At 31.1% G+C, this 14,803-nt stretch carries 11 protein-coding genes; all 11 read right to left on the reverse strand.

Annotated elements, in window-relative coordinates; translation table 11 throughout:
• Positions 1–9: 9 nt before the first annotated feature.
• Positions 10–663 (reverse strand): tRNA (guanosine(46)-N7)-methyltransferase TrmB, encoded by a 654-nt coding sequence (trmB, locus tag G9F71_RS20545; RefSeq protein WP_164948541.1) that lies wholly within the window; start codon positions 661–663, stop codon positions 10–12.
• Between the two features lie 213 nt (positions 664–876).
• Positions 877–2,022 (reverse strand): ABC transporter permease, encoded by a 1,146-nt coding sequence (locus G9F71_RS20550; protein ID WP_164948542.1) that lies wholly within the window; start codon positions 2,020–2,022, stop codon positions 877–879.
• A gap of 1 nt (position 2,023) precedes the next feature.
• Entirely contained in the window at positions 2,024–3,151 is a 1,128-nt protein-coding gene (locus tag G9F71_RS20555) for a SagG family ABC transporter permease subunit (protein WP_164948543.1), read from the reverse strand.
• A 53-nt stretch (positions 3,152–3,204) separates the two neighbouring features.
• Entirely contained in the window at positions 3,205–4,140 is a 936-nt protein-coding gene (locus G9F71_RS20560; protein WP_164948544.1) for an ABC transporter ATP-binding protein, read from the reverse strand.
• Positions 4,141–4,358: 218 nt separating this feature from the next.
• A complete protein-coding gene (locus G9F71_RS20565) occupies positions 4,359–4,991 on the reverse strand; it encodes a response regulator (protein WP_164948545.1) in 633 nt (210 codons plus the stop codon).
• Positions 4,992–5,097: 106 nt separating this feature from the next.
• The gene (locus G9F71_RS20570) at positions 5,098–5,970 is read right to left on the reverse strand and encodes a sensor histidine kinase (protein ID WP_164948546.1); all 873 of its coding nucleotides are present in this window, start codon (positions 5,968–5,970) and stop codon (positions 5,098–5,100) included.
• A 281-nt stretch (positions 5,971–6,251) separates the two neighbouring features.
• The gene (locus G9F71_RS20575; RefSeq protein WP_164948547.1) at positions 6,252–6,899 is read right to left on the reverse strand and encodes a site-2 protease family protein; all 648 of its coding nucleotides are present in this window, start codon (positions 6,897–6,899) and stop codon (positions 6,252–6,254) included.
• Positions 6,900–7,326: 427 nt separating this feature from the next.
• Positions 7,327–10,869 carry a 5'-nucleotidase C-terminal domain-containing protein gene (locus tag G9F71_RS20580; RefSeq protein ID WP_164948548.1) on the reverse strand — a complete coding sequence of 1,181 codons (3,543 nt, stop codon included), beginning with the start codon at positions 10,867–10,869 and terminating at the stop codon, positions 7,327–7,329.
• 246 nt (positions 10,870–11,115) lie between these two features.
• On the reverse strand, positions 11,116–12,147 hold the full coding sequence (locus G9F71_RS20585) for a hypothetical protein (protein WP_164948549.1): 1,032 nt from the start codon (positions 12,145–12,147) through the stop codon (positions 11,116–11,118).
• Positions 12,148–12,196: 49 nt separating this feature from the next.
• Entirely contained in the window at positions 12,197–13,255 is a 1,059-nt protein-coding gene (locus G9F71_RS20590; protein ID WP_187353447.1) for a phosphodiester glycosidase family protein, read from the reverse strand.
• Between the two features lie 155 nt (positions 13,256–13,410).
• A complete protein-coding gene (locus G9F71_RS20595) occupies positions 13,411–14,787 on the reverse strand; it encodes a PhoH family protein (RefSeq protein WP_164948551.1) in 1,377 nt (458 codons plus the stop codon).
• Positions 14,788–14,803 lie beyond the last annotated feature (16 nt).

Genomic DNA, 14,803 nt, shown 5'->3' on the forward strand with positions numbered 1-14,803 from the left:
ATTATTTATCTATATTAGTTTAGCCCTCAAAAACATAGCTTTCATACCCAGGCTCGCAAATTTAGCTTCATACTCTGTAACTACATTTTCTTTAAAATCACTATTATGCAAGTCATAGGTTGAAAATAATATTTCAAATCCACATTCTTTGAAATACTCTACTGAGTCTTCAAATAACTCTGTGTCATCTGTTTTAAACCAAACTTCAGATCCTGTCTTTAAGAATTTCTTATAATTTGTTAAACATTTAGTGTGAGTTAATCTTCTTTTGTTATGTCTTTCCTTTGGCCAAGGATTACAGAAATTTATATAAATTCTACTTATCTCATCCTTTGCAAAAACATCATCAATAAGCATTATATTTAGAGGCATAAGTCTTACATTTAGATCTTCTGCACCTTTAACTTCTCTTACCTCTATTACTTTTCTAAGGGCAAATACTAGCACTTCATCTTTTAAATCTATACCTACAAAATTAATATTAGGGTTTTGCTTAGATCTTTCTGATATAAAGCCACCTTTACCACAGCCTAGTTCTAAATGTATTTCATTAGTATTTTTAAATTCGTCATTCCATTTTCCTTTATGAACATAATGGTCTGTTACTACAATATGGCTAGACTCTAGCTCTGGCCTAGCCCAATATTTTTTTCTTAGGCGCATATACTTTTCTCCTTTTATTTATATATTAAAAAATTACTACATAATTTTTCTCAAATTCACTTTATTATTATATCACAGGAATTGCACTAAACAAACTTTATACTTCTAAATTTGCATTAGTTATTAACTGTCCCCGCCTTAAAGGTGAATTAATTGTTACCTGTCCCCAACCTTTCAACATCTAAACATCAATTAGTTGTTACCTGTCCCCAACTAAATGAATCTTTCTACATTTCTATCTTTTTTCATTTTATAAACTGAAATCAGAAAAAACGCAAGTGCAAAACCTAATAATATTGTTATATTCCACAATATATCTTTAAACTGCGCTCCTGTTTGAAGCTTTCTTATAGCTCCCAGCGCCCAACTTTGTGGAATGAAATCTGATAGTCTTTGAAGATATTCTGGCATCATAGAAACTGGCCAAAAACAACCACCTAGCATACAAGAAGGTGTAATTATTAAGGTGGATAGATTACTAGCTGATGCAGACGATTTGGCAAATGCCACTATTGCAAGCCCGATTGCTACGGCTACTACTCCAAAGCTCATTAATATAATTAATAACTGAATAGTTGGTACATGCATGTTATATTTTAGAATTTTAGTAGCTAAAAACATAACTATAGTAATCTGAATAAGCACAATAAACAAATTCACTATTACATTGGAAGTCATATACTGTTTTGAGCTTACGGGTGAAGTACATATCCTCTGGTAGGTTCTTTCTCTTTTTTCTTTTAAAATCAATGTTGAGGTTGTAGTTGTTCCCATTAACATTACCATAATAAATAATCCCATTGTATTTTGTGTTGAACTTCTTCCCTTTGTATTATCCGTTACAAATTTACTTTGGAGTGTTAATTTCTGTTTTGAGTAGCCTTTATATATTTTATTAAAAACTTCTTCTTTTCCATTTGCAGCTTTTGATATACTCATTAGATTTCTCATATACATATCTATATAATTTTCTATCCACACAGTAGCATCCTGACCTTTTATAGATACTATTTGAATATTTTCCATGTTCCTTTTTAATATTTTCTCTTTCATATTTTCAGGGATTATTAATGCAAATTGCACATCTCCATTGGATACTTTGTCTTCTAAATTTTCTTCGTTTATTGGTACTATTTTAAATTTCTCAGTAGAATCTAAATATTTAAGCATATCCACAGCTATTTCTGTATTATCTTTATTAATAACTCCCAGGGATACTTTAGAATCAGAAGACGGACCTTGCAAGCTCATAAAAATTAGGACAAGTACTATAGGTAATATTATATATACTATTATATTAGATTTTTTTTTAAATATAATTTTAAACATATTTTGTGCTATCAAAAAAATATTCCTCAAATTATGCCCTCTCCTTTCTAAATATCAATGTAGATATAGTTAAAAATACTGTAGCTGCTATTAAATTAATAGCAATGGTAGCAAATACCTGACTAAAATTCCCACCGTATATTACTTTAAAAATAGTGTCATTTGACCATCTTACTGGAGAAAATTTTGCTATATTAAATAGAAGTTCACTATTAAACTGTTCTAATGGAACATATCCTCCGCCAAGAAAAATCATGACAGGTACCATTATATTTAATACTCCTGACATTGCAGCTTCAGAATTAAAGATAAAAGCAGCTCCTATTCCTAAGGCTATTGACATAAAGGCTTCTGATGCCATTATTAAAAATATTATTCCTGGATTATTTCCCCAATCTACTTTTAAAACATATCTACTAAAAATTATCACTATTAATAATTGAAATAATAGACTTACAAAGGATCCAATATTCTTTCCTATAAAATATTCATATTTTTTTATAGGAGAAGTTAATATTCTATTCCCTGTCTTTCTAGTTTTTTCTCCCCTGATACCATAAGCCCCTGACATAGCACCATACATTATAATTAAGGTTGTCATGGTTACTCCATAATAATCAATTGCTCTTGGCCTCTTTTTTTTATCAATGGATTTTACCTCTACATACTTTTTAGAATCTTCTTTTAAAACTTCCTTTACAGCCTTCGGATTAACCTTTGCTATTTCTGATATAACATTATATTTTTGTACAAAAGCTTGGAAAATGCCTTCTACAAATGTAGCTTCGACGTTATATTTTTCGTTTTTAAAAAGCTTTATTTTATTTTCATTATCATTAAAATCTATATAGCAGGCATATTGCGTTTCCTTAACACTATTAATCCCACTATCATATTCTTGTATTTTCGTAGGTTTTATTCCGAATTTTTCTATTTTTTTTATAAACTCTTCAAAAGCCTGCGCCCTTTGGCCTTGACCCTCAATAGAGTAAACTATCTTTGGATTATCAAACATTAATGAACTTCCCTCCATACCACCAGAGAAAGCGGTTCCTAAAATCCACATAAGAACTATAGGAAATGCTATCATTATAACCATTATTTGCTTATTTCTTATATTATGCTTTATTTCCTTCAATACTATATTAAAAATCTTCATTCCTATCCTCCTTGTATTCCTCATAAGTGCATAACTTTTATTAACAGTTATGCCTAGTCTCTAAGTTTTCTTCCCGTTAGAGTAAGGAATACTGACTCTAAATCTGGATTTTTACTTTCTATATTTTTAATAGAAATATTATTGCTGGTGAAATATAATATTATCTTATCTAAATTAGTAACATCTTTTTTGCTTTCTATTTTAATTTTCTCATCCTGGACTTCTATTTGCACAACTCCAGGTATTGCCTTAAGTTGCTCTATATTAAGCACTTCTACATCTTCTACAGTAATCTCAACATGATTTACATCTGTAACTATAGACTTTAACTCTTCCACAGTTCCTTGTGCAATTACTTTTCCATGGTCCATTATAGCTATATTCCCACATATAGCTTCTACCTCTTCCATATAGTGAGTAGTGTAAATTATAGTACATCCCAATAAGTTTAATTTTTTTACAGATTGTAATATATGATTTCTTGATTGAGGATCAATTCCTACTGTTGGTTCGTCCATTATAATTAGCTTAGGTCTATGAGCTATAGAGCATGCAATATTTAATCGTCTTTTCATTCCACCTGAAAAACTTTTTGGATACTGTTTTTTCTTATCTAAAAGTCCAACAAACTCTAGTGCCTCTTCTACTTTTTCTTTAAGCTCAGACCCTTTTAATCCATAAAGACTAGCAAAAAACTTAACATTTTCATAGGCTGTTAAATCTTCATAAATAGCGATTTCTTGAGGTACCACACCAATATTTTGCTTAATATAAGTGCTACTGCTTTCAATTCCTTTCTCTAAAATTTCAATTTTACCTTTATCCATTGTAAGTAATCCACATAATATATTTATAATAGTACTCTTACCTGCTCCATTAGGCCCGAGTAGCCCATAAATTTCACCTTCTTCTATAGATAAGCTTACATTATCTACTGCTATTACATCTTTGAATTTTTTGGTTAATCCTTCAATTTTAACTATCTTCATATATAACCCCTCTTTATAATTTTTGTTGTTTAAGTACATTTAAATAATAAGTCAATATGCTCGTCTATTTCATGTAACTTATATTTCTATTATATAAAAAAAATGACTTTCTAATAAGTAATGAAAGTCACCTTTTCTATATGACTAAAGTCACATAAGGCACATGAAAATAAATAGACTAGTCTTCTGACTTGTTATTTATTTTCATGTGCCTTATATTATATTTCTCCTTGTAGATAATATATTGCAATTTGTGTTCTATGTTTCAAACCAGTCTTATTCAAAATAGAAGTGATATAGTTCTTAACTGTCCCTTCTGATATATAGAGTTTACTAGAAATTTCTTTATTAGAAAGACCTTCTGAAATAGCTTTTATTACATCTATTTCTCTTTCGGTAAAGGTATCTCCCTTTGGAACTTTATCTTGCCTAGAAGTTTTAAATCCTTGTGTAACCTTATCTAATATTACATCTTGCATAACAATATTGCCCCCAAAAACAGTCTTAATAGCATCCTTTATTTTATCTGGGGAATTATTTTTCAAAAGATATCCTCTCGCTCCATTTTTTAAAGCCTCAAATATATATTCATCCTCATCAAATGTAGTTAAAATTAAGGTTTTAGTTGTAGTTTTCATTGCTATTTCCCTTACTGCTTGTACCCCATTCATAACTGGCATCCTAACATCCAATAATGCTACATCTACAGTTTCCCCAATACACATCTCTAGGGCTTCTAATCCATTTGAGACGCAACCAACCACTTCAAATTCAATATCCAAGCCAAGTATAATCTTAAGTCCTTCTCTTATAAGTATATCATCATCAGCTATCAAAACTTTAATTGCCATACCCCTAACCCCTTATTTACTTTTTATTCCTTCTTCCTAATTAATAAATGTGCATTAGTTCTTAACTGTCCCCCACTTTTTCAACCTTCTAAACATTCATTAGTTGTTAACTGTCCCCAGCTTTTCTCACTTGGTCTAATGGAATAATTGAAATAACGGAAAAGCCTTGTGCTCCATCTACAATTACCTGTCCACCTTCATTGCCTACACGGTCCTCCATGCCAGCAATACCTAGACCTTTAATGACAGTATTACAGCCTATTCCATCGTCCTTAACTTCTAATTTTATAATTTTATTGTGGATTTCAATATTAACATTTACCTTGGAAGCTTTGGAGTATTTCATTGTATTAGTTAAACCTTCGTTTATATTGTCGTATATTAGCTTCCACTGCCTTGGAGTTATTTTATTTATGTTTCCATTATAAAGAAAATTATACTTTATACCACTATTAAAACTAAATTCCTCGATTAATAGTTTAAGCTTGTTTATGCCTAATTGTTCTGAGGGTGGTTTAATATTTTTCAAAGTAATTCTTATATTGTCCAGGCCTTCACGTAGTACATTAATAGTATTTTGAATCATTGATTTTGATTTAGGTATATCAATGTCGAGCAAAAGCTTAGCTGCCTCTAGTTGCATAATGCCTCCCGACAACGTATGTCCAATTTTATCATGTATTTCCTGGGCTATTTTATTCCTTTCTTCAAGCCTTGACATATATTTAAATTGCTTATGGAACTGCAGATCTTTATTTAGTTTATTAGAAAGTATAGTATTTTTATTCTTTAAGCTTTCATTTTCTTCTATAAGCCTTTGAATTTTACTAAAGCTACTATTCACCAAAGTATATACTAGATAACCTAATATGGAAGCCAATATATATTCTTGTAAAATATCATGTTTTATAAAATGTACACTAATGATAATAGCTAATGCATTTATCCACTTATGCTGGTTACTCTTACCTATTAACATATAAATGTTAATAGGTAAGAGTAATATTATTAAATTATAAACATAAGTATATTGGAACAATATTAGTATTAAAGTCAATATCAATATACTATTCTTGTACTTAGATTTGCTAAATATATAATAGCAAATCTTAATACATATATACGATAAAATAATGGATATAGCAAAAGTGGAATTTTCCATTCCACTCTGTACGTAATTGCTTATACAATAAATCAAAATAGAAAATTCATAAAGAATAATCCATCCTTCCATTTAAATCATCACCTTCTGAACTGTAGTTAAATCATCCATACAATATTTTTGAAAAAATAAAATAACAAGGACCCTGGTACTTGCACAAGATAATAAAAAACTGATTGTCCACCAAATAGTGGCAACATTAATATAATAAATATCGGGAATTGATACCTAGTAACCGAATCTGAAATATTGTAAAAAAACTTTGGAAATAAATCCCTAACTATGTGAAATCCATCAAAACCCGGTATTGGCACTAAGTTAAGAAAAAACAACACACAATTTAGACTTCCAGTAATATCTAGTATATCATAAATAATTTTACCTAGGGCACCATTAATTGGTGAAAACTTTGCAAATAATACAGTGAAAATTGCAAATACAAAACCTAGAATCAAATTAGCAACTGGCCCTGCCACAGAAACTTTCAAATCGTCCTTATAATAATTTTTATAGGCACTAGGATTTGTCTCAACTGGTTTTGCCCACCCAAATCCTACTAGTAAAATTAAAATAAATCCCATTGGGTCTATGTGAGCAGTTGGACTTAGCGTAAGTCTTCCTTGAAATCTTGGAGTTTTATCCCCTAACCTATCTGCTGTGATAGCGTGTGCATACTCATGAAAAGTAAATGCTATTAAAATTGCTGGTATCATTAAAATCTTATATAATATTTGTGATGTATCCAAATTTATACCTCCTAATATTCCTACAGGTTAGATATCAACTGTTAATTGTTACTTACAATGTAGGGCATCTTTAACTTATATTTTTTTCAGATGTCTAATATATCTATTATAGCAAAGTTTATTGTTATTTTGAATGTATTATTTCTAAAACAAAAGAATATATTTCTACAACTGGATTTCTTATGAATAAGCTTATATTTTTATATAAGGCATCTTCAAAAAATAGTGAGTATACTCTTCTAATCTATTTAAGATGCCACATAAAAAGACCCTATCTTCAACAGATAAGATCTTTTTTTACAAAATATAGTTTTTAAATAACACTTTATATCATCTTCTACATCTAATTCGAAATATAGTATTAAAATACCCTATAGACAATATATTGCTATAGGGTCTACACGGTATTTTATTGTAGAATTCTTTTTTAAGCCGCAGTCACCAGCTTAGCTGACGCTACTTTTGTGTAAGATTTGTAGATATAACCTGCTTTGCCATTGTAATTAATTTTATACCAAATAGCAGTTTCTGAAACAACCTGAACTACTGTACCATATTTAAGTACTCCAAGTTTCTTTGAAGACGCTGAAGCTGCTACTCTGAAATTTAATCCACTTTTAGCTGTAGTCATAACATATTTACCCTTAATAGGTAATGTTGGTTTTGTTACCACGGGTTTTGTTACTACCGGTTTTGTTACCACTGGTTTTGTTACCACTGGTGCAGTACCGGAAACGAGATTATTGTTGTTTTTAACTGATATAGCTTTAACTTTTTTCAATTCAGTTACTAATGCTTCTCTTATTGGAGTCATAGTATCTACGGCATTTATTGCACCCTTGAAGTCATACTTGTCTCCACCTGTGAACATAAAGTCGTTAGTTACTACTGTATAAGTTTTGTTCATGTCAACTGGCGTTCCATTTTCTAAGAACATAGCTGTAATCTTTTTACCAAATTCAGCTTTTTCATTATAGTAAACTTTTACTCCACCTACTTGAACCCAACCAATATCTTTATTATCTATTCCATTTTCAATTACTCTCTTTAAATCAGAACCCTTAAGTTCCATTTTAACTAATGTATTGTCAAATGGCATAACTTCATACATATTACCCATTGTAATATTTCCAGCAGCTACTGGAACTCTTAGGCCACCACCATTAGTTATACCAATTTGTGTACCTGTTACTTTTCTCATAACATCAGTTGTCCATTGTCCTAGCAGTGATGTTCCTTGGGCATATCTATCATGAGGTAATTCTTTATCTGTTTTTGCTAAAACTTCACTGAGTATAGGTTGTAAATCTTTAGTATATTTATCAGCAATTGCTTTTGCAGCTGCATCTTCTACTAAAGTAGTTGCTCTGCTATATAAATTATCTATTGAAGGTACTATGCCTGCTAATTTACCACTGGCATCAATTTTGATTGTTAATCTTCCCAAAGTTCTTCCTGAATAATATGCTTGAACTACAGGAATTCCATTAACCATTCCACTTACAGGTTGGTGAGTATGAGCTGAAATAACTGCATCTATATTTGGAACTCCACAAAGTGCAGTGGCTTCTCCAGTAATTTTACCATCTTTATCTTGGAAAGCTCCTAAATGAGTTAATGCAATAACTACATCTGCTCCCTTATCTTTTGCAACTTTAGCCCATTCTTTAGCTGAAGTAGCGGGATCTTTAAATTCTAAATTTTTAACATTTTCTGGTTTCGTTTTAAATTCTGTTTCTGGTGTTGCAATTCCCACAAGGCCTATTTTTACTCCACCTTTTTCAACTATCATGTACGGCTCAGCCCAAGTTACTGGCTTACCTGTAGTTTTATCATAAATATTTGAAGCGAGGAACTTGTATCCGCCATCTTGTGCCCACTTAGCTATTCTATCAGTACCCCAATCAAATTCGTGATTTCCTACAGCTGAAGCAACTACTCCAACTGATTTCATCATTTCATTTACTGGTGCTCCATAAGTTAAGTTAGACACTGCACTTCCTTGGAAGTTGTCTCCACCTGATACTACTATAGTATTAGGATTTTGTGTTTTAACTTTGTTTATTTCTCCAGCAAATTTAGCTATACCTGCATTCTTTCCGTCTGCAGCTACTGCACCATGGAAATCATTAAATGTAACAATATTAACTCCATTAGCTGCTATTGCATCATCATAAGTAACAGATTTAACATTTGGAGTTCTTCCATCTTCTGATGTTGGTAATTGTAATTTACCATTATTGATTAATTTAGCTGCGAAGGTAGCTTTGGTAGCATCCATTCCATTGCCGATTATTTTCCAGTTATTATCTAATTCTGGAGTTATAACACCCTTCTTTTCTTCAATAATATATTTTCTTATTAAATCTCTTATACGTCCGTCGTCTCCCATAGCTTTAAAGGAGTCATATACTATTTCTACACCTTCACCCTTAAATAATCCTGATTCTTCATTAAGCAAAGTTGTGCTAGCTCTGTAATTATTAACTGCTAATTTTAAAACATCTGTGTCTTTTATTTGTGTTCCATCCGTTTTAGTTAAATTAACAATTCTTTTCCCTGCTTCCTTTGATACATCCACATCATATTTTACGCCTGAGAACATATCATAGTTGTAATCTCTTATTTTTTCATTAAATGAAACTGTTAAATCTCCTGATTTAAAAGTATTGTAATAACTAGCTGACCACTCCATATATTTCTTTAACTGTGCTCCAGTTACTTTAAGTGTAACTAAAGTATTATCAAATTTATAAATTGAAGCTGTACCAGCTTTAATTATTTTACCTTCTTTAATATTTGCAGTAGTGCTAAAACTAGCAGCCGCCGCTACATCTGCCTTTGTATAAAACATCTGAACTTTATTAATTAAATCTATCATTGCAGTATCTTTTACTTGTGCTGTTGGAATACCTTTAATTTCAGAGGCTGGAACCAAATCTCCGCCTTTAAGTTCTCCAATAACAACATTAGCATCTGCAATAGCTGTTGTACTATAAGATTGTAATTTAGCTGAAAGGTCTGCATCTGCTACTACTGCTTTTCCGCCTTTAGGTGTTGCATACACTAAATCTGATTTAGCATCTACCACAGAATACTTACCAGCAGCATTTTTAGTAAGCTTAACATCAATTTTTGATAATTGAGATGCTCCTTTATTAGGTTCAGTAATAATAACATTTCCTTCTTTAACTTGAGCTATAGTTGAATGAGCATGCCCAGCTACTATAGCAGTTAATTCAGGGCAAGCTTTAGCAAGTTCTCTAGCGCTATCGCCATTTCCATATTCTGAATTTTCACCTGCATGCATAGTTGCTATCATAACATCAACTTTGCCTTTAAGTTCATCAACAACTTTTCTAGTTTCTACAACTGGATTTGTTACTGTATAACCTACTAGATTAGGTCCGTCCCATTTTGTTATATGTGGAGTTACCATACCAATAATAGCAATTTTAACTCCATCTTTTTCTATTATTTTATAAGGCTTACCTATAGATTTGCCTGCTTTATCAAAAACATTACCACAAAGAACTGTTCCTGTGAATTTAGATGAGATTTTTTGTAGTGTTGGTATTCCATAATTAAATTCATGGTTTCCCATAGACCAAGTATCATATCCCATTTCATTCATTGCAAGTACCATTGGGTGAATTGCATCATTATTAAATAATGATGATGAATTATCTTGAATAGTATCACCGTTATCTACTAAAATAGTATTTGGATTTGCTTTTTTCAATTCTTTGACGATTGTCTGAAGTTGAGCCATACTTCCCGATGTATCTGGTGCATTAATAGCGTAGTCGTAGGGTAAAAATCTACCATGCATATCACTAGTCGCTAATATTTGTAAATTTATTCCTTTGCTTTCTGCTCCAAAAACATTAACTGGTTGAACTAAAGTAAAAACCATCATTAATGTTAATAACCATGATGTTAATTTCTTCCCCCTAAAATTGTTAAACAAATTAATCCCTCCATTCATTAAATGCTAATATCATCCTATAATTTCTATGTTAATCTATATTATTCATTAACATGAAAATTTTAGGACAAGTCAGTAAACATATTATAATACTAAAAAAACTTTTTGTAAACGATTAATAGTTTTTTTATAATATTTTTAAATTTTATAATTTTTTAGCAAACAAAAAAAACCATGCCAAGGGCATAGTTTAAAATTATTATTAACTATTTATTTTAATGTACCTACCTATTTAAAAGGAACAAAGGATATTTTATTACCTACTAAAGATACTATCCCTTTAGCATACATTTGTAAAAACTTCCCTTCATAACTAGTTTGAGATCCAGAATTAATTTCTTTTACTACACCTTGCAGCGAATCATGCTGATAGACCTTGCCAGCATCGGAAACGAATAAATCATCTCTTTCACAAGGTTGTTGTAACTCAATTGTTTTCCAGTCTTCAGTCTTATCTTCTGTTTTCCCATAATAAATTTTGCTTACTAATTTATCCTTTAATTCTCCAAGATACACATTATCATTATTATCAATACCAATTATGGCAAGCTTGTCTACATCTTTAACAGTTATAGGTTCTTCAAGATCCGTGGCATATATTTTATTATAAACTGATCCTTCATAAACCAAATTATCTTTATGGCGGGATGATACTATATTACTCACTTTATTAGGTATGGTATCGACTTTTGTCATATTTCCCATTCTACTAATTTTATATGTACTACTTCTCTCACCATTATTTGAAGCTTTTACATAATAAAAGCCTGTTAAAGTTGATACTTGAATGTCTTCTACTTTGGTTCCTCCATTGCTCCAGTTTAAATCTTTAACCTTTGATTTTTCACCCTTTGATAAATCATAAGAATATAATACTAATTTACCAGACTCATCATTACTGTTTTTCTCTACTAAATACATTCTATTTCTATCTGGAAGCCATTTATAAAAACAAATTTCACTTCCCTCTTTGGCCTCTATATCTTTAACTTTTCCATCCTTACAATTAACAATTTTTAATTGCTGGTCTTCATAATAGGATAAATATTTAGCATCATAGGAGGCTAATATTTTTTCTGCGCTTTCTGGTACCGTAATATCGATTTTTTTTGTTTCTTCTTTTTTATCTTCAATAATTTTTTTTGAAACCACTTTTGAATCACTAGTAGCTAAAAAATAATGATCTATATAAAATAAGACTAAACATTGTAAAGATAGAGATACTACAATCCATATACTTATTCTTTTCTTCCATGTCATAATGATTTCTCCTTTAATTTAAAATATGCTATGCTGAGATTTAACCTTATTATCTACTCTCAACATAAATAATTGAAGGTATAGATCTTTCTCCATAGCTGTCGCTAGGATTGCTTATAACTTCATCATCATAAAACATTGTAGAAGAAGATCCTCCATCTAAGTTACTAGCATTAACAGCTCCATACTCATACAATACGTCTTGTACCTCTTTATAATCAGCCCCCATACTCTTTAGCTGTCTACCGTCAATAACTAATAATATTATTGCTCCGTCACTTCTTTGTCCAATAGCTGTTCTAGGTGCTATACCCGACCCACCATTATTATCATTATCATCATCACTGGTTATAGTTTTCTTTCCATTAACTATAAATGCTGGTCCAAAAGACACCGCTTCTGTTACTCCACGTTCTTTCATTTCTTTAATGCTATGACCACCAACTAACAGTTTTCCATCTTTAGTTATTGCAACAACATCTGTTTTAACATTTTCATTTTTTATATCATTAAAAATTTCTTTTTCACCAGTAATTATAATTCCCGTTGGCTTTGCTCCCGTTCCTGCCCATTGCGCTCCAGCCGCTTCGTCTACGAAGGCTCCACCATTAACTGCTGCAATTGCATTATTAGCTTTTGCAATTTCACTAGTACGCTCACCTTCCTTAGGTACATTACCTTCATTAAGTAGTTTACTACTGTATCCTACTCTTATCCTAGTAGGATCCTTAATTATTAATACATACCCTTTGTATTTATTTCCTTTTATTTCATATCTTTCAATGTTATTATCATTTTTATTTTCTACTTTTACACCAGCATTTACGCCATCTGATTTTTCTTGTGCTATAACAGCTACTGTTTGTCCCTTCATAATTTCATTTATTTTTGCATCAGATAAAAATGCTTTTGCTAGCCACTGTAATGTGAGAGTAGTCATTGCTGCACCTACTACTGTTGTCTTTGCTTTTTTAAACGGACCATAGTAAAGCATATATGGACCCGTAGCAGTTGTGAAAATAAGTTCAAATACTATAAATAATATAACCAGCTTGCTTGTACTTATTTTTTTCTTCTTACCATTTTTTCTTTTTTTCATGCTTCCCATCCTTTTTCTTATTAGATACTATCTTATTGTACAATAAAACTTTGTATTTTAAAATACAATTTTAATGTAATTTTTGTGAACTACACCACTAATTTGATAATTTAATACAAAAAGAGAGTATATATCTATATACTCTCTTTTATAACTTGTCATATTTATAATTTTTTTGAGCCTTCGTAGGCTAGTGGTGATCTCTCACATTCATCATATTTTAAAGTTACCTGATAACACAAATCACTACCCTTCATTTTTTCAGAGGCATAGCACAAACCATTTGATCTGGAATCAAGAAAAGGATGATCGATTTGTTCTGGGTCACCTATAAGAATCAGTTTAGTTCCCTCGCCAACTCTAGTTATTATTGTTTTAACTTGTTTGGGCGATAAATTTTGGGCTTCATCTATTATTACCCAATTTTTAACTATGGACCTTCCTCTAAGGTAAGCAACAGCTTCAGTTGTTATAATTCTCCTATCAAATAAGTCTTTTATCTTATCTAATAATTCCTTTTCATTTTTGTAGCGTTCTTTTTCATCAGAATCCACAAGTATCTCTAAATTATCAAATATTGGTCGCATAAAGGGTGATATTTTTTCTTGCTCCGTACCAGGTAAAAAGCCTATTTCCTCATCCATGGTAACATTTGGTCTACAAACTAAAATTCTTCTGTAATGCTCACTATTCTCATTTAATATTTTTTGAAGTCCTACGGCCAGGGAAAATAGTGTTTTAGCTGTTCCTGCTGGTCCTTTAACAATTACTAAGGGTGCTTTTATAGCATCAACACTTAGTGCTTCTAACATAAACCGCTGTCCAACATTTCTTGGTACAACTCCTAATGGTTTACTATCCTTACTGTACAGTGGCACTACATTTTTACCATCATACCTACCAAGTGCAGTTTGTTTAGGGTTTTCCAATGAATGAATTATTAAAAATTGATTTGTATATAAAATTGGTATGGTGTATTCCTCTAAATTCTCATCATAATTAAGTAAAGCCTCAACTGCTAAACTTTTTTTGCTATAAAACTCTTGAAGTTTTTCTGAAGATACGAATACTTCTGATCTTCCTGTATATTGATTATCATATTCTGGCACAAATTTTTCATAGAAATCTTCTACATTAATATCTACGGCATCTGCCTTTATTCTTAGAAATATATCTTTTGTTATTAGCCATACGTCCTCTCCTTGTTCTTTAAGACCTTTGCATACCTGTAATATTCTATTGTCAGCCTTTTCTTTATTCCAAGAAGCAGGAATTTTAGTATCATAGTGATTCATCTCTACTCTAAGTCTTCCACCATTCTCAAGCTCAATACCCTCGTTTAGTTTTCCCTCATTTCTGAGTTTATCAATAAGCCTAGCTGCATATCTGGCATTGGCCCCTAAATCACTTTTATCTTTTTTAAAACTATCTAATTCCTCGAGTACTACTTCGGGTATTATTACATCGTTATCTCCAAAAGATAATATAGCACTTGGCGCGTATAGAATAACATTGGTATCTAATACATAGGTTTTTTTCAAAATATCAGCCCTCCTC

It is taken from the genome of Clostridium sp. FP2 (genome assembly GCF_011065955.2).
Lineage (GTDB): Bacteria > Bacillota > Clostridia > Clostridiales > Clostridiaceae > Clostridium_AD > Clostridium_AD tagluense.

Excerpts from the sequence above, each read along its gene's own strand:
- G9F71_RS20560 (WP_164948544.1), bottom strand. The coding sequence starts at position 4,140 with ATGAAGATAGTTAAAATTGAAGGATTAACCAAAAAATTCAAAGATGTA.
- G9F71_RS20585 (WP_164948549.1), bottom strand. The coding sequence starts at position 12,147 with ATGACATGGAAGAAAAGAATAAGTATATGGATTGTAGTATCTCTATCT.
- G9F71_RS20590 (WP_187353447.1), bottom strand. The coding sequence starts at position 13,255 with ATGGGAAGCATGAAAAAAAGAAAAAATGGTAAGAAGAAAAAAATAAGT.
- G9F71_RS20570 (WP_164948546.1), bottom strand. The coding sequence starts at position 5,970 with ATGTTAATAGGTAAGAGTAACCAGCATAAGTGGATAAATGCATTAGCT.
- G9F71_RS20555 (WP_164948543.1), bottom strand. The coding sequence starts at position 3,151 with ATGAAGATTTTTAATATAGTATTGAAGGAAATAAAGCATAATATAAGA.
- trmB (WP_164948541.1), bottom strand. The coding sequence starts at position 663 with ATGCGCCTAAGAAAAAAATATTGGGCTAGGCCAGAGCTAGAGTCTAGC.
- G9F71_RS20565 (WP_164948545.1), bottom strand. The coding sequence starts at position 4,991 with ATGGCAATTAAAGTTTTGATAGCTGATGATGATATACTTATAAGAGAA.